Here is a 22,674-nt window from a genome sequence, read left to right as displayed (position 1 = left end):
CGGCTCGACGAGGCCTGGCGAGTGGGCGTGCTGGCCGGCGCCTATCGGCAGAAGCTCGAAGCGGGCAGCAACGATTCGGACTACAAGCTCAACACCTACCTGGGCACCGCCTTCGTCCAGTACCAGCAAAACCGCTGGTGGGCCGACGCGGCGGCTACCGCCGGACACCTGGACTACGACAACCTCAAGCGCAAATTCGACCTGGGCCCCAACGAGCGCGGGGAAAAAGGCGACACCAGCGGCGACATCCTGGCCTTCAGCACTCGCCTGGGCTACGACATCGCGCAGCAGGCCAGCAGCCCGTGGCACCTGTCGCCGTTCATCAGCGCCGACTACGCGCGGGCCAAGGTCGACGGTTACTCCGAAGACGGCAACGACTCCACTGCACTGACCTTCGATGACCAGAAACGCACCTCACGGCGCTTGGGCATCGGCTTGCAGGGCAAGTATCAGATCACCCAGCAAACCCAGGTGTTCGGCGAAATCGCCCACGAAAAGGAATACGAGGACGATACCCAGAAGCTGACCATGGCCCTCAACAGCCTGCCGGACAACAACTACACCCTCGAAGGCTATACCCCGCAGACCAACCTGAACCGCCTGAACCTCGGGGTCAGCCACAAGCTCACCCAGGACCTGGCCCTGCGTGCCAGCTACAACATCCGCAAGGACGATGACTTCACCCAGCAAGGTATCAACGTCGGGGTCAGTCTCGACTTCTAAACTGCAGGCCATAAAAAACGCTGCCCCCGTGAGGAGGCAGCGTTTTTTTATGGCTCGTTTCCCGACTCAGCTATCGGGCGTTTGCTCGGCCAAGGCCACCGCGCGGAACATGGCGCGACGCTTGTTCAGGGTTTCTTCCCATTCCAGCGCCGGCACCGAGTCGGCGACTATGCCGCCACCGGCCTGCACATGCAGTTCGCCATCCTTGATCACCGCCGTACGAATGGCGATGGCGGTGTCCATGTTGCCGTTCCAGGCGAAATAACCCACGGCCCCGCCATACACACCGCGCTTGACCGGCTCCAGCTCGTCGATGATTTCCATCGCGCGGATCTTCGGCGCGCCCGACAAGGTACCCGCCGGCAGAATCGCCCGCAGCGCATCCATCGCGGTCAGTCCGGCCTTCAACTGGCCCGTGACGTTGGAGACAATGTGCATCACGTTGGAATAACGCTCGATTACCATCTTCTCGGTGAGCTTCACCGAACCGATCTCGGAAACCCGCCCGGTGTCGTTGCGCCCCAGGTCGATGAGCATCAAGTGTTCGGCGATTTCCTTGTCGTCGGACAACAGGTCCTTCTCCAGCGCCTGGTCCGCCTCTTCGTTGGCACCGCGTGGGCGAGTACCGGCGATCGGGCGAACGGTGATCAGGTTGTCTTCGACCCGCACCAGCACTTCCGGCGAACTGCCGACCACATGGAAGTCGCCGAAGTTGAAGAAGTACATGTAAGGCGTCGGGTTGAAGCAACGCAATGCGCGATACAGGTCGATCGGCGCCGCCTTGAAGTCGATGGACATGCGCTGCGACGGCACTACCTGCATGCAGTCGCCCGCCAGGATGTACTCCTTGATGGTATCGACGGCACGCTCGTAGTCACCCTGGGTGAAACTGGAGCGGAACACCGGGTCGGACGCCTGCTGCTTGCTGAAATCCAGGCCAGGACGTGGGGTGGTGGGCTGGCGCAGCTTCTCCAGCAACGCCTGCAGGCGCGCCTGGCCTTGCTCGAAAGCATTGTCCTGGGACGGGTCGGCGAGGACGATGGCGTGCATCTTGCCGGCGAGGTTATCGAACACCACCACGGCGTCGGAGACCATCAGCAGAATGTCCGGTACGCCAATCGGATCCGGGTTCGGGCACTTGCCCAGACGCTTCTCCACATAACGCACACAGTCGTAGCCGAAATAGCCGACCAGGCCACCGTTGAAACGCGGCAGGCCCGCGATGGTCGGCACCTGGTAACGCGCCTTGAATTCTTCGACGAACGCCAGCGGATCGGCCACGTCATGACTTTCGGTCTCGACGCCATCGACGGTGATGCTGACATGGTGGTCATGCACCCGCAGCACGGTGCGGCAGGGCAAGCCGATGATCGAGTAACGGCCCCACTTCTCGCCGCCCTGCACCGACTCCAGGAGGTAGGAGTTGGGCTGGTCGGCCAGTTTCAGGTAGATCGACAGCGGCGTGTCGAAGTCGGCCAGGGTTTCGCGGGCAAGCGGGATGCGGTTGTAGCCGGCAGCGGCCAAACGCAGGAATTCTTCGCGGATCATGGGGTGCCTCGTGGCTTGAGGTTCTGACAGTCAGGTATGCAAACGCGCCGGAAGACCGGCCAGGAACAAGTCAGGCGCGCCAACGCCAGCGGGCCAGGGCCTTGATGACTTTCATCCAGAGTTTGCGAGTAACCACCACGATGGCGTTTCCAGGAGGGGATTGAACAGCGTCGGGCAACGTTATCTCAGCGGCCGGATCCAGGCAACCGGGAATTAGCTGGCGCAGATCGTCGATCACCAGGGCCGGCATTTCCTCGGCAATCGGCCGTCCGTGGTTGTAGCCATAGCTCAATGCCACGCACTTCACACCCGCAGCTTTCGCCGCCTGTACGTCGCTGCGCGAGTCACCGACGAACAGCGATTGCGAGGCCGGGATACTGGCCATTTTCATGACGAAAAACAGGGCGGCCGGGTCGGGCTTCTTCTGTGGCAGGGTATCGCCACCGATGATCCAGCGGAAATAACGGCCGATCTTCATCTGATCCAGCAGGGGCGCGACAAAACGCTCCGGCTTGTTGGTGATCAGCGCCATTTCGACGCCCTGCTTGTGCAGCCATTTGAGGGTGTCGCGCACGCCAGGATAGACCACGGTCAGTTCGTGGCCATCCTCATAGGCGCTGTTGAACAGCTCCAGCCCGCGCTCGGCCTCGACATCGTCGACACCCTGCGCCGCGATGTCGTTGGCCAGGGCCCGGCGCACCAGCATCTGCGCGCCATTGCCGACCCACTCACGCACCGATTCGATACCGGCGGGCGGACGCCCCAGTTTGAGCAGCATGTCGTCCACGGCCGCCGCGAGGTCGGGAACCGAATCGACCAGGGTGCCATCCAGGTCGAACATCACCAGTCGTGGCAGACGCCCCGGGAACAACTGCTCGAAACCGCTCATGGACGCGCCAGCGCCAGTTCGGCGCGCATCTTCTCGATCACATCCTGGTAGTTCGGCGCATTGAAGATCGCCGAGCCCGCCACGAAGGTATCGGCACCCGCGGCAGCGATTTCGCGGATGTTGTTCACATTCACCCCGCCGTCGATTTCCAGGCGGATATCGCGACCGGAAGCGTCGATCAGGGCACGGGCCTCACGCAGTTTGTCGAGGGTGCCCGGAATGAACTTCTGGCCGCCAAAACCCGGGTTGACGCTCATCAGCAGGACCATGTCGACCTTGTCCATGACGTACTTGAGCACGTCCAGCGGGGTGGCCGGGTTGAATACCAGGCCGGCCTTGCAGCCGCCTTCGCGGATCATCTGCAGGGAACGGTCGACGTGCAGCGTGGCTTCCGGGTGGAAGGTGATATAGGTCGCACCGGCCTCGATGAAGTCGCCGATGATCCGGTCCACCGGGCTCACCATCAGGTGGGCGTCGATCGGCGCGGTGATGCCGTACTTACGCAGGGCAGCGCAGACCATCGGGCCGATGGTCAGGTTGGGTACGTAATGGTTGTCCATGACATCGAAGTGCACGATATCGGCGCCAGCGGCGAGAACATTGTCCACTTCCTCGCCCAGGCGGGCGAAATCGGCGGAGAGGATCGACGGAGCAATTGCGAAGGGCTGCATGACGCACCTTTTTGAGCAGAATCACGGTGGCGCGCATTGTATACCTCATGCTTTGGCGCGCGCACCGTGACTGCGATGATCAGTAAGCCGCGCGATAGATCTTCTCTATGTCGCCCGGGCTCAGCTTGCGCGGGTTGTTGCGCATCAGGCGCTCGATCCCCGCGGCCTCTACCGCCATGGACGGAATGGCCTCCTCCGGCACCCCGAAGCTGCGCAGCCCCGCTGGAATCTCCACCGCGGCGCAAAGCTGGGTCATGGCCTCGACGGCCTTGTCGGCAGCCTGGGCTGCACTCAGATGAGCGGTCTTCACCCCCATGGCCTCGGCGATATCCTGCATGCGCTCGACACAGGCCATCTTGTTCCAGGTCATGACGTACGGCAGCAGCAAGGCATTGCTGACGCCATGGCCGATGTTGAAGCGCCCGCCCAGTGGATACGCCAACGCGTGCACCGCGCCGACCCCGGCGTTGCCGAAAGCCATACCGGCCATCAGGCTGGCGGTGGCCATATCTTCGCGGGCCTGGAGGTGGGCAGGATTGGCGTAGGCCTTGGGCAGCGCCTGGACGATCAGCCGGATGGCGCCAATGGCCAGGGAGTCGGTGATGGGCGAGGCGTTGAGCGACAGGTAGGACTCGATGGCGTGCACCAAGGCATCGACACCGCTGGCGGCGGTGACACTGCGCGGGCAAGTCAGGGTCATCTGCGGGCTGACCAGCGCCACATCCGGCAACAGGTAGTCGCTGACAATGCCCTTTTTCAGCTGCGCGACCTTGTCCGAGAGAATCGCCACATTGGTGACTTCGGAGCCGGTGCCGGCTGTGGTGGGGATGGCGATCAGCGGCGGCCCCTTGCGCGGCACCTGGTCGATACCGAACAGGTCTTCCAGCGCCCCGTGATAACCGGCGTAGGCCGCGACACTTTTGGCGATATCGATGGCACTGCCGCCGCCCAGGCCGATCAGCCCGTCGTGCCCGCCTTCGCGGTAAACCTGCATGCAGTCTTCGACGATGGCGATTTCCGGGTCGGGCAGCACCCGGTCGAAAATCTCGTAGTCACGCCCGCCCAACTGCGCCAGCGCCAGCTCCACGGTGCCGGACTTGACCAGCGCGGCATCGGTGACGATCAGCGGGTTATCGACATCCAGGCGGCTCAGTTCGGTGGACAGTTGCTCGATGGCGGCAGAACCGGTGAGCAGTTTGTGGGCGATTTTGAAAGAGGAAAGACTCATGTGCGCGGCCTCTTATAAAGGGGGGAAGCTGGCACAAGAGTAGCTGGGGATTCGGGGTTGTCTGCCATTCAGCCAATGAATGGCGTAGCAGATCGCTCCCACGGTCGGTGCGGGAGCGATCTGTCCGTGGCGATCAGACCGGTGCTGTACGCAGTTTTTCGCTGCGGCCACGCAGCCATTCCAGGGTCAGCAGCAGAATCACCGAGAAGGCGATCAGCAGCGTCGCCGCGGCAGCGATGGTCGGGCTGAGGTTTTCGCGGATGCCGCTGAACATCTGCCGGGGCAAGGTGGCTTGCTCGGGGCCGGCGAGGAACAGCGTGACCACCACTTCATCGAACGAGGTGGCAAAGGCGAACAACGCGCCGCTGATCACCCCCGGCGCAATCAACGGCAGGGTCACCCGGCGGAACGCCGTCAGCGGCGAAGCGCCGAGGCTGGCCGCGGCCCGTACCAGGTTCTGGTTGAAGCCCTGCAAAGTGGCCGAGACCGTGATGATCACGAAAGGCACACCCAGCACGGCGTGGACGATGATCAGCGAGAAGAAACTGTTACCCATGCCCAGGGGCGCGAAGAACAGGTAGCTGGCCACGCCGATGATCACCACCGGCACCACCATCGGCGAAATCACCAGCGCCATCACCAGTGCCTTGCCGGGGAAGTCGCCGCGGGTCAGGCCGATCGCCGCCAGCGTGCCGAAGACCATGGCCAGTACCGTGGCCGCCGGGGCGACGATGATGCTGTTCTTCAGGGCACGCATCCATTCCGCCGAGCCGAAGAAGTCGTGATACCACTGCAGCGAGAAGCCTTGCAGCGGGTACACCAGGAAGCTGCCCGAGTTGAACGACAGCGGAATGATCACCAGCACCGGCAGGATCAGGAACAACAGGATCAAGCCGCAGAGAATCCGCAAGCTGTAGAACCAGATCCGCTCGACGGGCGACATGTAAGGGCTCAGCATTTCGATTCTCTCCTTAGCTCAGGCGCAGGCGACTGGCGCCCACCAGCCAGCTGTAGATCAGATACAGCACGATGGTCGCCAACAGCAGCAGGCCGCCCAGCGCGGTCGCCATGCCCCAGTTGATGCTGGTGTTGGTGTAGAAGGCGACGAAGTAGCTGACCATCTGGTCGTTCGGGCTGCCCAGCAGCGCCGGGGTGATGTAGTAGCCGATGGCAAGGATGAACACCAGCAGGCAACCGGCGCCGACGCCGGCATAGGTTTGTGGGAAATACACTCGCCAGAAACTGGCGAACGGATGGCAGCCAAGGGAAATCGCCGCGCGCATATAGGTCGGCGAGATGCCTTTCATCACGCTGTAGATCGGCAGGATCATGAACGGCAGCAGGATGTGCACCATGGAGATGTAGACCCCGGTGCGGTTGAACACCAGCTCCAGCGGTTTGTCGATCACCCCCATGGCCATCAGCGCACTGTTGATCAGGCCACCCGATTGCAGCAGCACGATCCACGCCGCCACACGCACCAGGATCGACGTCCAGAACGGCAGCAACACCAGAATCATCAGCAGGTTGCTCTGGCGCGCCGGCAGGTTGGCCAGCAGGTACGCCAGGGGGTAAGCCAGCACCAGGCAGATGCCGGTAATCACCAGGCCCATCCAGAAGGTCCGGGCGAAGATATCCAGGTAGATGGCCTGGTCAGGGGTCGCCGGGGCGATCTCCCCCAGGTCGTCGATCCGATGGTCGACGGCGGCCAGCAGGTAGAACGGGGTCAGGCTGCTGGTGTTGCGGCGTACCGCCTGCCAGTAGGCCGGGTCGCCCCAGCGCTCGTCGATGGCTTCCAGCGCTTCCTTATAGGAAGCCGGCTCCTCCTTGAACGGCAAGGCACGTGCGGTTTTGGTCAGCAGGCTGCGATAGCCGGCCAACTCCATGTTCAGTCGCTTGGACAGGTCGCCCAGGGTTTGCTGCTTGCGCGCTTCGGCCAGGTCTTCGCTCAGTGCCTTGTACACCGGCTCGGCCGGCAGGCCGCGTCCGTCCCAACCGGCCACGGCGACCACGGTGCGCGGCATGCCTTCGACCACTTCCGGGTTGCCGACGCTCTTGTACAGCAGCGCTGCGATAGGCACGAGGAACACCAGCAGCAGGAACAGCACCAGAGGCGCGATCAAGGCTTGTGCCTTCCAGCGGTTGACCCGCTCGGCGCGCGCCAGGCGCTGCTTGAGGCTGGGGCTGGTGACCTCGTTCAGGGGAACGCTAATGGCCATGACGAACTCCGCAAATCTTTAAACGGTAACGGCGTCACCCGCGGGGTGACGCCGCCCATGCATGACGCCTTACTTGGCCGCCCACGAGTTGAAACGCTGCTCCAGTTGCTCACCGTTGTCAGCCCAGAAGCTGACGTCGATCTGCACCTGGTTGGCGATGTTTTCCGGGGTGGTCGGCATGTCTTTCAGGATGTCCTTGGCCAGCAGCGGGACTGCCTGGGTGTTGGCCGGACCGTAGGCGATGTTTTCCGAGTAGGTCTTCTGCTGCTGCGGCTGCACCGAGAAGGCGATGAATTTCTTCGCAGCTTCCGCGCGGGTCTTGTCCAGGCCCTTCGGAATGGCCCAGGCGTCGAAATCGTAGATACCGCCGTTCCACACGACTTTCAGGTTGCTTTCCTTCTGTACCGCGGCGATCCGGCCGTTGTAGGCCGAGCTCATGACCACGTCACCGGAAGCCAGGTACTGCGGCGGCTGGGCGCCGGCTTCCCACCACTGAATGCTTGGCTTGAGCTCATCGAGCTTCTTGAACGCGCGATCCTGACCGTCCTTGCCGGCCAGCACCTTGTACACATCCTTGGGCGCCACGCCGTCGGCCATCAGGGCGAATTCGAGGGTGTACTTGGCGCCTTTGCGCAGGCCGCGCTTGCCCGGGAATTTCTTGGTGTCCCAGAAATCCGCCCAGCTGGTCGGCGCGGTCTTCAGCTTGTCGGCGTTATAGGCCAGGACGGTCGACCAGACGAAGAAACCCACGCCGCAAGGCTGGATCGCGCCCTTGACGTAATCTTCGCTCTTGCCGAACAGCTCGGGATCGAGTTGCTCGAACATGTCTTCGTCGCAACCGCGGGACAGCTCCGGCGACTCGACCTCCACCAGGTCCCAGGACACGCTCTTGGTGTCGACCATGGCTTTGACCTTGGCCATCTCACCGTTGTATTCGCCAGCGACGATCTTGCCGTTGCCTGCCGCCTCCCAGGGGGCGTAGAAGGCTTTGACCTGAGCCGCCTTGTTCGCCCCGCCAAAGGACACCACGGTCAGGTCCGGGCCCGCCGCCATCGCGTGCGCCGCGCCCATCAGGCCCAATGTCAAAGCGGTGAATTTCAGGGATCTCAACATTTATTGTTCTCTCCACGTGCAGGGTTGGTGAAGCAAGGGGGCGATCAATGCGCCTCTAGAAGTGGGTCGAGCGCGCGAACGTGCTCGACCTGCCAGCCAAGCGGAACCACATCGCCCACTGCCAGCGCAGGATCGAGCTCGGCAATCGGCTGTTTCACGAAGAAGTCGGTCTTGCCACAGACTTCCAGGCGAACCCGGACGTGGTCGCCCAGATAGATGAATTCCGCCACCCTCCCTGAGAAGCGGTTGACACAACTTTCACTGGAGCCGTTGAGGCTCACGCGCTCCGGACGAATCGACAGGGTCACCGGCTCGCCGGTCTTGCCGACGTTGACCGCCAGCGCCTCGACCTTCTCGCCACGCCCCAGCTCGACCACGCAGCGGTCGCCGCTGTGGCTGTGCAGGCGGCCGTTGAGCCGGTTGTTCTCGCCGATGAAGTTGGCGACGAAGGTGTTCTTCGGTTCTTCGTAAAGGGTGCGTGGCGGGGCGATCTGCTGGATTTCGCCCTGGTGGAACACCGCGACCCGATCGGACATGGTCAGGGCTTCGCCTTGGTCGTGGGTCACGTAGACCACGGTCACGCCGAGGCGTTGGTGCAGGTGCTTGATTTCCATCTGCATGTGTTCGCGCAGCTGTTTGTCCAGCGCGCCGAGGGGTTCGTCCATCAGCACCAGCTGTGGCTCGAACACCAGCGCCCGGGCCAGGGCCACCCGCTGCTGCTGGCCACCGGACAGTTGCGCCGGATAACGCTGGGCGAAGGATTCGAGCTGGACCATGCTCAGCACGCGTTTGACCCGCTCGCTGATGTCGGTCTTGCTCAGGCCACGTACCGACAGCGGGAACGCCAGGTTCTCGGCCACGGTCATGTGCGGGAACAGCGCATAGTTCTGGAACACCATGCCGATATCGCGCTTGTGCGGCGGCACGTTGTTGATCGCCCGCCCGGCCAGCTGGATTTCCCCGGCGGTCGGGGTCTCGAAGCCGGCCAGCATCATCAGGCTGGTGGTCTTGCCGGAGCCGGATGGCCCGAGCAGGGTAAGGAACTCGCCTTTGCGAATTTCCAGGTTGAGGTCTTTGACGATCAGGTTTTCGCCGTCGTAGCTCTTTTGCACACCACGGAAACTGACCAGTACATCACTCGCCCCAGCGCTTGAATCGACCTCGCTCATACCCACACCTTTTGTTTTTTGACGGCTGTGGACTAAGCCTAGTGGAGGCCACAAGCCGCGCAAATCGGGGGGTATGAGAGATTGGCCTCAGTCGGATGGAAGGTTCCTTGTAGGAATCCCCCTACAAGGATGGCGCGATTGGACAAGTCCCGGCACACGCCTGACGGCGATCATGGCTATAAGCCGGTTTTCGTGTCGCAAATGGGTACGTGTAGCCGCTGCCGCAGGCTGCGATCGAGGGCGAAGCACTCGTGATCCAGGCAGCGCGATTGAGCTGAAAATCCCCAGGGCCAGGCTTAGCGACAGCTGCGCTGTCGATCGCAGCCTGCGGCAGCGGCTACAGATCCATTCAAAGCAGCTTGTGCTCCATCGCATACTTCACCAGCTCGGCCAGGGAGGTGATGTTGAGTTTCTGCATCAGCCGCGCCTTGTGGGTGCTGATGGTCTTGCTGCTCAAGGCCAGCTGCTGGGCGATATCGTTGACGTTGGCACCCTGGGCCAGCCGTTCGAACACGGAGAACTCACGCTCCGACAGCAGGGAATGCAGGGGCCGGGTATCCGTCAGGCCGACTTCGAAAACCATCCGGTCGGCCAGTTCCGGGTCGATATAACGCCCGCCTGCCGCCACCTTGCGAATCGCCGTCAGCAGCAGCGCCGGGTCGCTGTCCTTGGTGGCATAACCGGCCGCTCCCACTTTCAGCGCCCGGGCCGCCATCTGTGCTTCGTCGTGCATCGACAGCACCAGGATCGCCGGTGGATTGTTCAGCGCGCGGATCCGCGGGATCGCCTCCAGGCCGTTGACGCCAGGCATGGAAATATCCAGCAGCACCACCTCGCAAGGCACGTGGCGCAGGGTTTCCAGCAACTGCTCGCCATTGCTCGCCTCCCCCACCACCGTCAGGTCCTTGGCCAGGCCGATCAACTGCTTGATGCCTTCGCGAACGATGGTGTGGTCTTCGGCTACCAGTACACGGATCACAGCTCGTACCTCTTCTTATTAGTGATGATCTCTGCAGCGGCGAGTCTGCTCGCGCCTACAGGTCCAGCGGCACAGTAACGCTCAGGGTGGTGCCCTCGCCCAGCTGACTGTCCAGGGTCAGGCTGCCGCCCATGATCAGCACCCGCTCGCGCATGCCCACCAGACCGAAGGACGTCGGCCGCCCGGCCTCGACCACGAAACCCTGGCCGTCGTCGCTGATGGTCATGCACAGCTGATTGTGCTCGAGGCTCAGGGTCAGTTCGACAGTATGCGCCTGTGCATGGCGCATCACGTTGGTCAGCGCCTCCTGGAGGATGCGGAACAGACCGATGGCCTTGGCGTCGCTGAGCACCGGCAGGTTGTCGGGCACCTGCACCAGGCAAGGAATCTGCGTGCGCGCCTCGAAACGCCGCGCCTGCCACTCGATGGCCGACGCGATGCCGGCATCGAGAATCGGCGGGCGCAAGGCCGTGGCCACATCGCGCACCAGCTGGAACAGCTGGGCGATCAGGCGCTTCATGCTGTTCAGGCGTTCGTGCAGCCCCGGATCGAGTTGCGCGTAGGCCAGCTCGCACATCGAGGTCTCCAGCTTGAGCACCGTGAGCATCTGCCCCAACTCGTCGTGCACTTCCCGGGCGATGCGGGCCTTTTCCTCTTCACGCACGCTTTCCAGGTGCGCCGATAGCTCGCGCAGTTGCTCGCGCGAGCTGGCCAGTTCCAGTTCGATGCGCTTGCTTTCGCTGATGTCCCAGACGATGCCGTCCCAGACATAGGCGCCGTCCTCGAGCTGGCGGGTGATGGCCTTGATTTCCGCCCAGCGCTGTTCGCCCTGGCGGGTCAGGATCCGCCCCTGCCAGGACCAGTCGCTGTCGGTGTCCAGGGCATGGTCCTGGGTCTGGTGGTAACTGGCCCGATCTTCCGGGTGCACCAGGCTGCGCAACCCTATGTCGCGGTGGCTGAGGGTCGCCGGGGAGTAACCCACCAGGCTCTCGCTGCCTTCGCTGATGTAGGCGAAATCGATCTGCCCGGTCACCGGCGCCCGTTCCAGGCGGAACACTAGCCCCGGTACGTTGGCGGCGATCCCCTGCAACCGCGCTTCGCTTTCCTGCAGGGCGGCCAGGGCGCGACGACGCTCGGTGACGTCAGTGAGGTAAACCACCAGGTACTCGCCATCGCGAAAGCGCAGAAAGCTCAGCGACACATCGGCCGGCAGGATGCTGCCGTCGGCGCGGACACACTGGGTCTCGAAGCTGGGCGGCGCGTCCTCGCTGGCACGCGCGCGCTTCCACAGGCCAAGCCAGCGGTCCATGTGCAGGTTGGGTTCGAAGTCGCTCAACGGCCGGTCGACCACCGCCCCCGACGCATAACCCAGCATGCTTTCGGCCGCGCGGTTGGCGTAGCGTACATGGCTGTCCCAGTTGACCCAGAGAATGCCCACCGTGCTCTGGTCGATGGAAAACTGGGTCAGGCGCAAGGCTTCTTCACTGGCCTCGCGCCGGGCCAGGTCCTCGCGGGTGGTCAGCAACCGCTGCTCGAGCGCCTGTTGCTGGCGGCGCTGCCAGATCACGATGGCCATGCTCGCCAACAGCAGCACGGCCAGCAACAGGCTGAGGTTCTGCCAGAAACCGCGGGACTCGCTCAGCCGCGGATACTTGGGCTGCAGCCAACGATTGTGCAACTGCTCCAGGTCCTTGGCGGCGATACCGTGCAAGGCGCGTTGCACGATATCCGCCAGCTCGGGCCAGTCGCGCCGGGTAGCCACCCGCAGCAGTTGCGGCAGGCCGATATCGCCCACCACCGCCAGGCCGGCGAATTCCGGTTCCGCCGACAAACGACTGAGCTGCGCCTCATCGATCACCGCATAACGCGCCTGCTGGCTAAGCAGCAATTGCAGGGCCTGGCGCTCCAGGGGCACGCCCTGCAGATTGAGATTGGAGTAAGTCGCACGCAGGTAGTCCGCCACCGCGCTGGGCATGCGCACTGCTACGCGAGTCTGGCTGTCGAGCTTTTCCAGCTCCACCGCGCCGGCGCCCTTCTGCTCGCCGACCACCAGTTGCGGGACACGCATGTAGGGATCGGAAAACTGCCAGAGCCGCAAGCCGGCCGGGGTCTGGCTCAAGCCCGGGGCCATATCGACTTCACCGGCGCGCACCGCCGCTTCCAGCTGCGCCTGATCGGCAAAGTTGCGCCAACTCAGCTCGACCTTCATCGCCTGGGCCAGCCACTGCATCAGTTCGATATTGGCGCCAGACAAGCGTTGCAGCCGACGGTCGTACTGGGCGTAGGGGGCCTGGAGCACCACGCCGACCCGCAGTTCCCGGTGCTGTTCCAGCCATTGCTGCTGCGCGGGGCTCCACTGCGCCTGGGCGATATGCGGCGCAGGCACCGCCCAGGCCATCAAGGGAAGGCAGATACAGCCGATAACCAGCAGGCAGCGAAAACGCATCATCTGAAGTCTCACACACTGACAAATACTGACCAACCCATTAGGCTGCCGGGATTACTTCTGGCCTGGAATAACCGATGCCCCTTGTCCACCGCACGGCACTGCCTGCATTGTGCCTGTCGCTGATCCTGCCTTGTGCCTTTTCGGTCAAGGCCGAGGATCCGCAACCCGCCCCGGCAGAACAGGCTGCCGTGGAAAAACCGGCCGAGCGCCAGCCGCTCCTTGAGCGTAGCCAGGAAGATGCCGCGGCCCTCGAACGCGTCATACCGCCCGGCGAACAACAGTCACTGCAAGCCGGCAGCGAGAGCTTTCTGGCCCTGTGGAAACCGGCCAACAGCAGCGACCCCAAGGGCGCGGTGATTATCATCCCCGGCGCAGGCGAAACCGCCGACTGGCCTCAAGCAATCGGCCCTTTGCGCAACAGATTGCCGGACGCCGACTGGAGCAGCCTGAGCCTGACCTTGCCCGACCTGCAGAGCGATGCGACGCAACCGCGCATCGTCGAGGCCGAACCTGCGCCCGCGACCGCCGACACTAGCAGCAAAGATGCCGCCACGGCAGCGCCCAAGCCGATCGAACAGGCCGCCGGTGGCGAAGCCGAGATTGCCGATCGCGCGGTGGTGGAGAGCAGCGAAGAACAGGCCAAGGCCGATGCCGAGCGAATCTTTGCCCGTATCGACGCGGCGGTGACCTACGCCCAGCAGCAGAATGCCCGCAGCATTGTGCTGCTGGGTCATGGCAGCGGCGCTTACTGGGCCACGCGCTACCTGAGCGAAAAACAGCCGCCGGAGATTCAGAAACTGGTACTGGTGGCTGCCCAGACTCCGTCCATCGGCAAGCCCGGACTGGCGGAACTGACCCCGACCCTGAAGCTGGCGACCGCCGACTTTTTCTACAAGGACAACGCGCAGGCTCGCAAGAGCGCCCTGGAACGTCTGCAAGCGAGCAAGCGCCTGAAGAACGCCAACTTCACCCAGGTCTCGCTCAACGCCCTGCCGGGCAACAGCACGGCTGAAAACGAACAGCTGTTCAGACGCGTACGCGGCTGGCTGAGTCCGCAACCCACACAAGACTGAACCCCGCCGCGCCCGGCCCCGCTTCTGTTTTGACAGGGGTGGAGCCGAACGCGAGGCATTTCCCTCTAACGAGTCTCTCTAACGAAAATCCCGACGCTCGCGGATCAACGCGTAAGCGCTGTGCAGCTCGCGGGTTTTCTCCGTGGCTTCCCGCACCTGCAACGGACTTGCACCGCTGCCGGCAATCTTGTCCGGGTGATGGCGGCTGAGCAGGCGCCGGTAGGCGCGCTTGATCTGCGAGGGTTCGCTGGTCGCCGAGACACCCAGCAGGCGCAATGCGTCCTGATAAGTGCCACTGCTGTTGGCCAACGGTTTTTTGCTCGGCTCATAGTCCGCCGCCAACGCCTGCACCTGCTGCACAGTCCAGCCCAGCCACTTGCCCCAGAGCTGGATCAGCTCACGCTCGGCGGGGCTGGCCCGGCCATCGGCCCAGACCATCCGCCAGCATGCGCGCAATACACCCTCGGCGGCATGAGGCTGCGCCGCCAGGCGTCGCAGGTAGCCCCGCAACCGATCGTTGCCCGACTTGCCCCGATTGAACGCGGCAATGGCGCGGCGCTGCGCGACTTCACTCATATCCAGCGAGCGCATTTCCAGACGCGCCTGCTGGATATGCCCATCGACCACCCGGCCATCACTTTTCGCCAACCGCCCCAAGAGTACGAACAGCAGTTCATCGTTGCGCAGCGCCGGTCGACCGCCCAGACGCTCACGCACCTGGGCCCAGCTATGCAGTTGCAGGCGCCGGTCCAGCGCCTGTCCCAGCAACGCTCCCAGCATGGCCCCCGGGATACTGGCAATGGCAAAGCCAGCCCCGGCTCCGATCAGAGTCCCTGGCCACAACATATCAGTGACTCGCTTCTAACAAGGTTTCGACTTCTGCCAGGCGCTCATGGGTACCGACATCGACCCAGTGACCCTGCAAACGCTCGCCGCTGACCTGTCCATCGGCCATGGCCTTGCGCAGCAGGGGTGCCAGTTTGAACGCGCCCGGTGTGCAGCCCTGGAACAGGTCCGGGTGCAACACCGCGATCCCGCTGTAGGTCAGGGTCTGCGCGCCCGGCTCGGCGTCCCGCACCCGGGCATCGCTGAGGACGAAATCCCCGGCGGTGTGGTGAGCCGGGTTATCCACCAGCACCAGGTGCGCCAGCGCGTCCAGCGGACGGTTCAACGAGCGGAAATCGTAATCGGTCCAGACATCGCCGTTGACCACCACAAAGGGCTCGTCGCCCAGCAACGGCAAGGCGCGGAAAATACCGCCGCCGGTTTCCAGTGGCTCGCCCTCCGGCGAATAGCGAATGCTCAAGCCGAAGCGCGAACCATCGCCCAGGTGATCCTCGATCTGCTGCCCCAGCCAGGCGTGGTTGATGACGATTTCGGTAAAGCCCGCCCGGGCCAGTGCTCGCAAGTGATACTCGATCAGCGGCACACCGGCGGCGCGGATCAACGGCTTGGGGGTGGTCAGGGTCAAGGGGCGCATCCGTTCGCCCTTGCCCGCGGCCAGAATCATTGCCTTCATACACAGGCTCCGACCGGTTGACGCAGGCTGGCCAACAGCTCACCCAACTCCGCCAGCTCTGGCCGACGAGCCACGACGGCTTCTATATAAGCGAAGAAACGCGGCACGTCGCCCAGGTAGCGGGGCTTGCCGTCGCGGTGGCAGATCCGCGCGAAGATCCCGATCACCTTGAGATGGCGCTGTACGCCCATCAGGTCGCTGGCGCGCAGGAAATCCTCGAAATCGGGCTGTACCGCGATCCCGAGCCGGGACGCTTGCTGCCAGTAGTCTTCCAGCCAGCCGCGCACCCGTGCTTCGGGCCAGCTGAGAAAGGCATCCTTGAACAGACAGGTGGCGTCATAGGTCACCGGGCCGTAGACCGCGTCCTGGAAATCCAGCACGCCCGGATTGGGCTCGCTGAGCATCAGGTTGCGCGGCATATAGTCACGATGCACCAGCACCTTGGGCTGGGTCAGGGCGCTTTCGATCAACAGCTCGCTGACCCGCTGCCATTGGCCGCGCTGGCGCTCACTCAGCTCGACGCCCAGCTCGCGTCCCACGTACCACTCGGGAAACAGCTCCAGTTCACGGCGCAGCAAAGCAACGTCATAACTGGGCAATGGCGCATCCATCGGCAACTGCTGGAAAGCCAGCAAGGTTTGCAGCGCATCCTTGAACAGGGCGTCGGCATTTTCGCCGTCGATCACGTCCAGATAGGTTTTGTTGCCCAGATCATTGAGCAAAAGAAAGCCGCGCGACAAATCTTCTGCATAAATTTTCGGCACATTGATTGCGGATTTTGCCAACAGATGGGCGATATCCACGAAGGGTTTGCAGTTTTCCTGGGGCGGTGGAGCATCCATCACCACAAAGCTGCGGCCTTCGCCTTCCCAGCGGAAATACCGCCGGAAACTCGCGTCGCTGCTGGCCGCGGTCAATGTGGCCGGGGGCACGGGGCCCCATCCGTTGGAGGCATAAACAATCGACAACTGCTCATCGAGCCAAACTTTCAGGTGTTGCAAGCGTACATCTTGGTCAGGCATTGCAAGGGTCTCCGACGGCGCTAGCCGTCAAGCGGGTCATGCTTTATTATCCAGCATCTTTTTCAGACCATCGAGAGGCGTGCGGCCCACACCGCGGGCAGATGGCACGCAGGAAGCCCGGACTAATAAGATGGCATTGAAATCCCCCGCGTTTCGTAAAAAATTTCCGTTGTTGGTTACTGGCAGTCTGCTGGCCCTGCAACCCCTAGCCACTTCGTTCGTGGTCGCCGCAGAACAGTATGACTGCTCAGTCTCTGCTTCGGGCGGCTGGGACTGCGCGCCGAAAACCAGCGCCGCTCAACTGCCTCCGCGCCCTGTGCATGACGCGAGTGCAGTCAGTTCGAGCACCGCTACATCGGCCGAAGGCGGCGAAACCAGCGAAGACACCGGCGCCAAGCCGATGCTGGTTACCGAATCCAAGGGCCGCGGCCTGAAGTCCCGCAGCGAAGACTACAGTCACCTCGACTGGGTTCCGCGCGAGAAGCTGACCGCCGCCCAGTTGGCCGAGACCGGTCCTTACTGCGCTGGTGCTTATATCGAACCGATTCGTCCTGGCATGAATGACAAGACGAATAAAAGTGACGCCCCGACCTTTATCGGCGCCAAGGCTTCGCGTTATCAGCAGGAGCAGCAGATCGCTACCCTGGCCGGTGACGTGGTCATGCGCCAGGGCAGCATGCAGGTCGAGGCCGACGAGGCCAACCTGTACCAGGCCGAGAATCGTGGCGAGCTGAGCGGCAACGTCCGCCTGCGCGACAACGGCGCCCTGCTGGTCGGCGATCATGCCGATGTACAGCTGGACACCGGCGAGGCCAAGGTCGACAACGCCGAATACGTGATGCACAAATCGCGTATCCGCGGTAACGCGCTGTACGCCAAGCGTGCCGAGAACGCGATCATCCGCCTCAAGGACGGCACGTACACCACGTGCGAACCAAGCAGCAACGCCTGGCAGCTCAAGGGCAACAACATCACCCTGAACCCGGCGACCGGCTTTGGCACCGCGACCAACGTGACGTTACGCGTCAAGGACATTCCGGTCCTGTACACGCCGTACATCTATTTCCCGATCGACGACCGTCGCCAGTCCGGCTTCCTGCCGCCGACCATCGGCAGCGGCAGCGATACCGGCTTCATGCTGGTTACCCCGTACTACTTCAACCTGGCGCCGAACTACGACGCCACGTTGTACCCGCGCTACATGAGCAAGCGCGGCCTGTTGATGGAAGGCGAATTCCGCTACCTGACCAAGTCCAGCGAAGGTCAGTTCGGCGCGGCATACCTCAACGACGAAAACGACGACCGCAAGCTGCAGTCGGACTACGAAAAAACCCGCTACATGTACAACTGGCAGCACAAGGGCGGGCTCGATTCGCGTCTGATGACCGAGGTCGACTACACCAAGATCAGCGATCCGTACTACTTCCAGGATCTGCAGAGCGACCAGATCGGCGTGGAAAGTCGTGACTACATCAACCAGCAGGGCGCTGTAACCTACCGCGGCGATACCTACACCGCACGCCTCAATGCTCAAGCTTACGAGTTGGCGACGGTATCCAATACCACGCCTTACAACCGTCTGCCGCAGATCACCTTGAATGGTTTCTTGCCGCAGCATCCGGGCGGGCTGGACTTCAAGTATGAAACTGAAATTGTTCGATTTGAACGCGACCTTAAAACAGGCACCTACACTGACGAGAACGGTGGGGAAGCCAAGCGCCTCGACACCAACATTTTCGGTCTAGCTCGTGCCAACGGTAACCGCCTCAATCTTGCACCGTCCGTGAGCCTCCCCCTGAACTGGACATATGGTTTCCTGAAACCAACACTCAAGTATCAGTACACTCAGTATGACTTGGACCTTGATGGCCAAGGTAAACGTGATATCGCAGGACAGGGCCCAGAAGGCGATCGTCTGAATGGCACTTACAGCAGTAATCAGAACCGTGGCGTACCAATCGTCAGCGTCGATAGCGGCCTGTACTTCGACCGCAACACCCAATGGTTCGGCAAGAACTATCGCCAGACCCTGGAACCACGCCTCTACTACCTCTATGTACCAGAGAAAGACCAGAGCGACATTCCGGTATTCGACACTGGCGAAAGCACTTTCAACTACTCGTCGCTGTTCCGTGACAACCGCTTTTCCGGCTCAGACCGTGTAGGCGACGAGAACAAACTGTCTCTCGGCATCACCAACCGCTGGATCGAAGAAAACGGCTTCGAACGTCAGCGTATCAGCGTCGGCCAGGCCTTGTACTTCAAGGACCGCGAAGTCCAGTTGCCGGGTATCGATGCGAAGACCCGCGATGACGCACACTCCAATGTTTCGCCTTACGCACTGGAATACGAGTACCGCTGGAACCGCGACTGGCGTACCACTGCCGACTACAACTGGGATCCGGACAGCCACAGCCCGCGCTCCGGCAGTGCGATGTTCCACTACCAGCCGGAAGACAACCCGAACAAGGTCATCAACGCCGGTTATCGTTATCGCAACGACCTGGTTCGTTATGACCAGTCCACGGGTAAATGGTCGGTGGGTGGCGGTGACTACGGCACCCCAGGCACTCCTGGCTACGTGAAGGACTATTACAAGATCAAGCAGCACGACTTCTCGGTGATCTGGCCGATCGTGCCGCAATGGAACCTGATCAGCCGCTGGCAGTACGACTACAACCGCAACCGTACCCTCGATGCCTTCGGTGGTTTCGAATACGACAACTGCTGCTGGAAACTGCGCCTGATCAACCGTTACTGGGTCAAGTATGACGAATTCAGTCAAGACGCCCCGCAGAACGAGAAAGGCGACCATGGCATCTTCCTCCAAATCGTCCTGAAAGGACTCGGCGGCCTGACCGGCGCCAAGGTAGAGAGCTTCCTCGACAAAGGCATTCAAGGTTACCGTGAACGTGAAGACCAAGCTTTCTGATTGTCTGCGCCCGCTGATGCTGGGCGCGTTGTTCCTGAGTACCGCGGCGAGCGCCGCGGTACAACCCATCGACAAAGTGGTGGCCATCGTCGATAACGACGTGGTCATGCAGAGCCAGCTGGACCAACGGGTTCACGAAGTTCAGCAAACCATCGCCAAGCGCGGCGGCGGCATGCCTCCCGCCGAGGTCCTGAACCAGCAGGTACTGGAACGCCTGATCGTCGAAAACCTGCAACTGCAGATCGGCGAACGCTCCGGCATCCGCATTACCGATGAAGAGCTGAACCAGGCCGTCGGCACCATCGCCCAACGCAACAACATGACCCCCGATCAGTTCCGTGCCGCCCTGGCTCGTGATGGCCTGTCCTATCAGGACGCCCGTGAACAGATCCGCCGCGAGATGATCATCAGCCATGTGCGCCAGCGCCGTGTTGCCGAACGCATTCAGGTCTCCGAGCAGGAAGTGAAGAACTTCCTCGCCTCCGACCTGGGCAAGATGCAGCTGTCCGAAGAGCTGCACCTGGCCAATATCCTGATTCCAACCCCGGAAAGCGCCAACTCCGAAGCGATTCAGAGCGCCGCGCGCCAGGCCATGGACATCTATCAGCAGCTCAAGCAAGGCGCCGACTTCGCTCAACTGGCCATCGCCCGCTCGGGTAGCGACAACGCCCTGGAAGGCGGCGACATGGGCTGGCGTAAAGCCGCTCAACTGCCCCCTCCGTTCGACCGCGAACTGAGCGCCATGGCAGTGGGCGATATCACCCAGCCAGCCCGCACTCCAGGCGGTTTCATCATCCTCAAGCTGTTGGAAAAACGCGGCGGCGGCAATCAGATGCGTGACGAAGTGCATGTCCGTCACATCCTGATCAAGCCAAGTGAGATTCGCAGCGAAGAAGAAACCAAGCGCCTGGCCCAGAAGCTCTACGAGCGCATCGAAGCCGGCGAAGACTTTGCCGAACTGGCGAAAAGCTACTCGGAAGATCCGGGTTCCGCCCTCAACGGTGGCGACCTCAACTGGATCGACCCGAACGCCCTGGTGCCCGAGTTCCGCGACGTGATGGCCAAGACCCCGCAAGGGCAACTGTCCAAGCCGTTCCAGAGCCCCTACGGCTGGCACGTACTGGAAGTCCTTGGCCGCCGCGCCACCGACAGCACCACCCAGGCTCGCGAACAACAAGCCATGACTGTGCTGCGTAACCGCAAATACGACGAAGAGCTGCAAACCTGGCTGCGCCAGATTCGCGACGAAGCCTACGTCGAGATCAAACTTCCTGGCGCTGACCAGGCGGCACAGTGAAACCCAAGCGTTTCGCGCTCACCCCCGGCGAGCCAGCCGGTATAGGTCCCGACCTGTGCCTGTTGCTCGCCTCGCAAGAACAGCCACACCCCCTGATCGCCATCACCAGCCGCGACCTGCTTACCGAGCGGGCCGCGCAGCTGGGTGTGGCCGTCAGCCTGATTGCGGTCGGCCCCGACAATTGGCCTAACCAGCCGGCCGCCGCCGGTAGCCTCTATGTCTGGGATACCCCGCTGTCGGCCAAGGTCGTCGCCGGTCAGCTGGACAAGGCCAACGCCGCATTCGTCCTGGAAACCCTGACCCGGGCCGGCCAAGGCTGTCTGGACGGGCATTTCGACGGCATGATTACCGCCCCGGTGCACAAGGGGGTGATCAACGAATCCGGTATCGCCTTTTCCGGTCATACCGAGTTTCTCGCCGACCTGACGCATACCGAACAAGTGGTAATGATGCTGGCCACCCATGGCCTGCGCGTGGCACTGGTGACCACTCACCTGCCCCTGCGGGACATTGCCGACGCCATTACTCCGGAGCGCCTGGAGCGGGTTACACGCATTCTGCATGCAGACCTGCGCAACAAATTCGGCATCGCCCAGCCACGTATCCTGGTCTGCGGGCTCAACCCGCATGCCGGCGAAGGCGGACACCTGGGCCATGAAGAAATCGATATCATCGAACCCACCCTGGAGCGTCTGCGCAACGAAGGCATGGACCTGCGCGGCCCCCTGCCCGCCGACACTCTGTTTACCCCCAAATATCTGGAGCACTGCGACGCAGTGCTGGCGATGTACCATGACCAAGGGCTGCCTGTGCTGAAATACAAAGGTTTCGGCGCCGCGGTCAACGTGACGCTGGGCCTGCCGATCATCCGTACCTCGGTCGACCACGGCACTGCCCTGGATCTGGCCGGCAGCGGCAAGATCGATACCGGCAGCCTGAAAGTCGCCCTGGAAACCGCCTACCAGATGGCCGAGACCCGTTTATGACCGAGCAATACCAGCACCGGGCGCGCAAGCGCTTCGGCCAGAACTTCCTGCATGACGCCGGCGTGATCGACCGCATCCTGCGCTCCATCAATGCCAAGTCCGGCGACCGCATGCTGGAAATCGGCCCGGGCCAGGGCGCCCTGACCGAAGGCCTGCTCAACAGCGGCGCCCAGCTGGACGTGGTCGAGCTGGACAAGGACCTGGTGCCGATCCTCAACCAGCAGTTCGCCGGCCGGGACAATTTCAGCCTGCACCAGGGCGACGCCCTGAAGTTCGACTTCAACAGCCTGAATGCCGCCCCCGGCAGCCTGCGGGTGGTCGGCAACCTGCCCTACAACATCTCCACCCCGCTGATCTTTCACCTGCTGCAAAACGCCAGCCTGATCCGCGACATGCACTTCATGCTGCAGAAAGAAGTGGTAGAGCGCCTCGCCGCAGGCCCGGGCGGTGGTGACTGGGGCCGCCTGTCGATCATGGTCCAGTACCACTGCCGCGTGGAGCATCTGTTCAACGTCGGCCCTGGCGCATTCAATCCGCCACCGAAAGTCGACTCGGCGATCGTCCGCCTGGTGCCACATGCGGTACTGCCGCACCCGGCCAAGGATCATCGCCTGCTGGAGCGCATCGTCCGCGAAGCCTTCAACCAGCGCCGCAAGACCCTGCGCAATACCCTCAAGGCCCTGCTTTCCAGCGCCGAGATCGAAGCCGCCGGTGTCGATGGCAGCCTGCGTCCGGAGCAACTGGACCTGGCAGCCTTCGTTCGCCTGGCCGACAAGCTCGGCGAACAAGCCGCGGACACTGCCAGCGCCAGCTGACACGCCACCAGCGTTATCGGGTAAGACGCCAGGCGCCATGTC

General features: G+C 62.6%; 19 protein-coding genes. 6 read left to right on the top strand and 13 right to left on the bottom strand.

Going from position 1 to position 22,674, the window contains the following annotated elements:
• On the top strand, positions 1 to 723 hold a 723-nt coding region (locus PVZ80_RS31465; RefSeq protein ID WP_273864991.1), incomplete at its 5' end, for an autotransporter outer membrane beta-barrel domain-containing protein.
• A 66-nt stretch (positions 724 to 789) separates the two neighbouring features.
• Here the strand turns inward: PVZ80_RS31465 and trpE are convergent.
• The 10 genes from trpE to PVZ80_RS31415 all read right to left on the bottom strand — a co-directional run bounded on the left by trpE (position 790) and on the right by PVZ80_RS31415 (position 12,988).
• Positions 790 to 2,271: an anthranilate synthase component I gene (trpE, locus tag PVZ80_RS31460; RefSeq protein WP_009051145.1), complete on the bottom strand. Its 1,482-nt coding sequence runs from the start codon at positions 2,269 to 2,271 to the stop codon at positions 790 to 792.
• Between the two features lie 70 nt (positions 2,272 to 2,341).
• Positions 2,342 to 3,160, bottom strand: a complete 819-nt coding sequence (locus PVZ80_RS31455; RefSeq protein WP_009051146.1) for a phosphoglycolate phosphatase — start codon at positions 3,158 to 3,160, stop codon at positions 2,342 to 2,344.
• Positions 3,157 to 3,831, bottom strand: a complete 675-nt coding sequence (gene rpe / locus PVZ80_RS31450; RefSeq protein ID WP_009051147.1) for a ribulose-phosphate 3-epimerase — start codon at positions 3,829 to 3,831, stop codon at positions 3,157 to 3,159. The genes PVZ80_RS31455 and rpe overlap by 4 nt, the downstream gene beginning before the upstream one ends.
• 79 nt (positions 3,832 to 3,910) lie before the next feature.
• Positions 3,911 to 5,059: an iron-containing alcohol dehydrogenase gene (locus tag PVZ80_RS31445; RefSeq protein WP_016704057.1), complete on the bottom strand. Its 1,149-nt coding sequence runs from the start codon at positions 5,057 to 5,059 to the stop codon at positions 3,911 to 3,913.
• A gap of 133 nt (positions 5,060 to 5,192) precedes the next feature.
• Positions 5,193 to 6,017, bottom strand: a complete 825-nt coding sequence (locus PVZ80_RS31440) for an ABC transporter permease (RefSeq protein WP_110175533.1) — start codon at positions 6,015 to 6,017, stop codon at positions 5,193 to 5,195.
• A 13-nt stretch (positions 6,018 to 6,030) separates the two neighbouring features.
• Entirely contained in the window at positions 6,031 to 7,278 is a 1,248-nt protein-coding gene (locus PVZ80_RS31435) for an ABC transporter permease (RefSeq protein WP_009045872.1), read from the bottom strand.
• A gap of 69 nt (positions 7,279 to 7,347) precedes the next feature.
• A complete protein-coding gene (locus PVZ80_RS31430) occupies positions 7,348 to 8,391 on the bottom strand; it encodes an ABC transporter substrate-binding protein (protein WP_273864990.1) in 1,044 nt (347 codons plus the stop codon).
• Between the two features lie 44 nt (positions 8,392 to 8,435).
• Positions 8,436 to 9,560: an ABC transporter ATP-binding protein gene (locus PVZ80_RS31425; RefSeq protein WP_009051151.1), complete on the bottom strand. Its 1,125-nt coding sequence runs from the start codon at positions 9,558 to 9,560 to the stop codon at positions 8,436 to 8,438.
• Between the two features lie 349 nt (positions 9,561 to 9,909).
• A complete protein-coding gene (locus PVZ80_RS31420) occupies positions 9,910 to 10,539 on the bottom strand; it encodes a response regulator (protein ID WP_007926150.1) in 630 nt (209 codons plus the stop codon).
• Positions 10,540 to 10,594: 55 nt separating this feature from the next.
• A complete protein-coding gene (locus tag PVZ80_RS31415; RefSeq protein WP_016704059.1) occupies positions 10,595 to 12,988 on the bottom strand; it encodes a PAS domain-containing sensor histidine kinase in 2,394 nt (797 codons plus the stop codon).
• Positions 12,989 to 13,062: 74 nt separating this feature from the next.
• Between PVZ80_RS31415 and PVZ80_RS31410 the strand changes: the two genes are divergently transcribed.
• Positions 13,063 to 14,061 (top strand): alpha/beta hydrolase family protein, encoded by a 999-nt coding sequence (locus tag PVZ80_RS31410; RefSeq protein WP_110175535.1) that lies wholly within the window; start codon positions 13,063 to 13,065, stop codon positions 14,059 to 14,061.
• 78 nt (positions 14,062 to 14,139) lie between these two features.
• Here PVZ80_RS31410 and PVZ80_RS31405 read toward each other — a convergent pair whose 3' ends face one another.
• Genes PVZ80_RS31405 through PVZ80_RS31395 form a run of 3 tightly spaced genes read right to left on the bottom strand, consistent with a single transcriptional unit; the run spans position 14,140 to position 16,602 of the window.
• Positions 14,140 to 14,907, bottom strand: a complete 768-nt coding sequence (locus tag PVZ80_RS31405; RefSeq protein ID WP_009051155.1) for a TerB family tellurite resistance protein — start codon at positions 14,905 to 14,907, stop codon at positions 14,140 to 14,142.
• 1 nt (position 14,908) lies between these two features.
• Complete coding sequence (gene murU / locus PVZ80_RS31400; RefSeq protein ID WP_016704061.1) at positions 14,909 to 15,580, bottom strand: N-acetylmuramate alpha-1-phosphate uridylyltransferase MurU; 672 nt, start codon at positions 15,578 to 15,580, stop codon at positions 14,909 to 14,911.
• Positions 15,577 to 16,602, bottom strand: a complete 1,026-nt coding sequence (locus PVZ80_RS31395) for an aminoglycoside phosphotransferase family protein (RefSeq protein ID WP_110175537.1) — start codon at positions 16,600 to 16,602, stop codon at positions 15,577 to 15,579. Before PVZ80_RS31395 ends, murU begins: the two co-directional genes overlap by 4 nt.
• 130 nt (positions 16,603 to 16,732) lie before the next feature.
• Here PVZ80_RS31395 and PVZ80_RS31390 point away from each other — a divergent pair, with 130 nt between their 5' ends.
• The 4 genes from PVZ80_RS31390 to rsmA are packed head-to-tail and all read left to right on the top strand — an operon-like array spanning position 16,733 to position 22,632.
• Positions 16,733 to 19,534 carry an LPS-assembly protein LptD gene (locus tag PVZ80_RS31390; protein ID WP_273864989.1) on the top strand — a complete coding sequence of 934 codons (2,802 nt, stop codon included), beginning with the start codon at positions 16,733 to 16,735 and terminating at the stop codon, positions 19,532 to 19,534.
• Complete coding sequence (gene surA / locus PVZ80_RS31385; protein ID WP_273864988.1) at positions 19,515 to 20,831, top strand: peptidylprolyl isomerase SurA; 1,317 nt, start codon at positions 19,515 to 19,517, stop codon at positions 20,829 to 20,831. The genes PVZ80_RS31390 and surA overlap by 20 nt, the downstream gene beginning before the upstream one ends.
• Positions 20,828 to 21,817, top strand: coding sequence for a 4-hydroxythreonine-4-phosphate dehydrogenase PdxA (gene pdxA, locus PVZ80_RS31380; protein ID WP_273864987.1), 990 nt, complete (start codon positions 20,828 to 20,830; stop codon positions 21,815 to 21,817). The genes surA and pdxA overlap by 4 nt, the downstream gene beginning before the upstream one ends.
• A complete protein-coding gene (rsmA, locus tag PVZ80_RS31375) occupies positions 21,814 to 22,632 on the top strand; it encodes a 16S rRNA (adenine(1518)-N(6)/adenine(1519)-N(6))-dimethyltransferase RsmA (protein WP_009051161.1) in 819 nt (272 codons plus the stop codon). Before pdxA ends, rsmA begins: the two co-directional genes overlap by 4 nt.
• The last annotated feature ends 42 nt before the right edge of the window (positions 22,633 to 22,674 follow it).

Origin of the sequence: Pseudomonas sp. B3G-3 (assembly GCF_028640915.1) — a bacterium.
Classification (GTDB): domain Bacteria; phylum Pseudomonadota; class Gammaproteobacteria; order Pseudomonadales; family Pseudomonadaceae; genus Aquipseudomonas; species Aquipseudomonas chlororaphis_I.
Note: the sequence above shows the minus strand (reverse complement) of the source record. Positions and strands in the feature narration are given on the sequence as shown.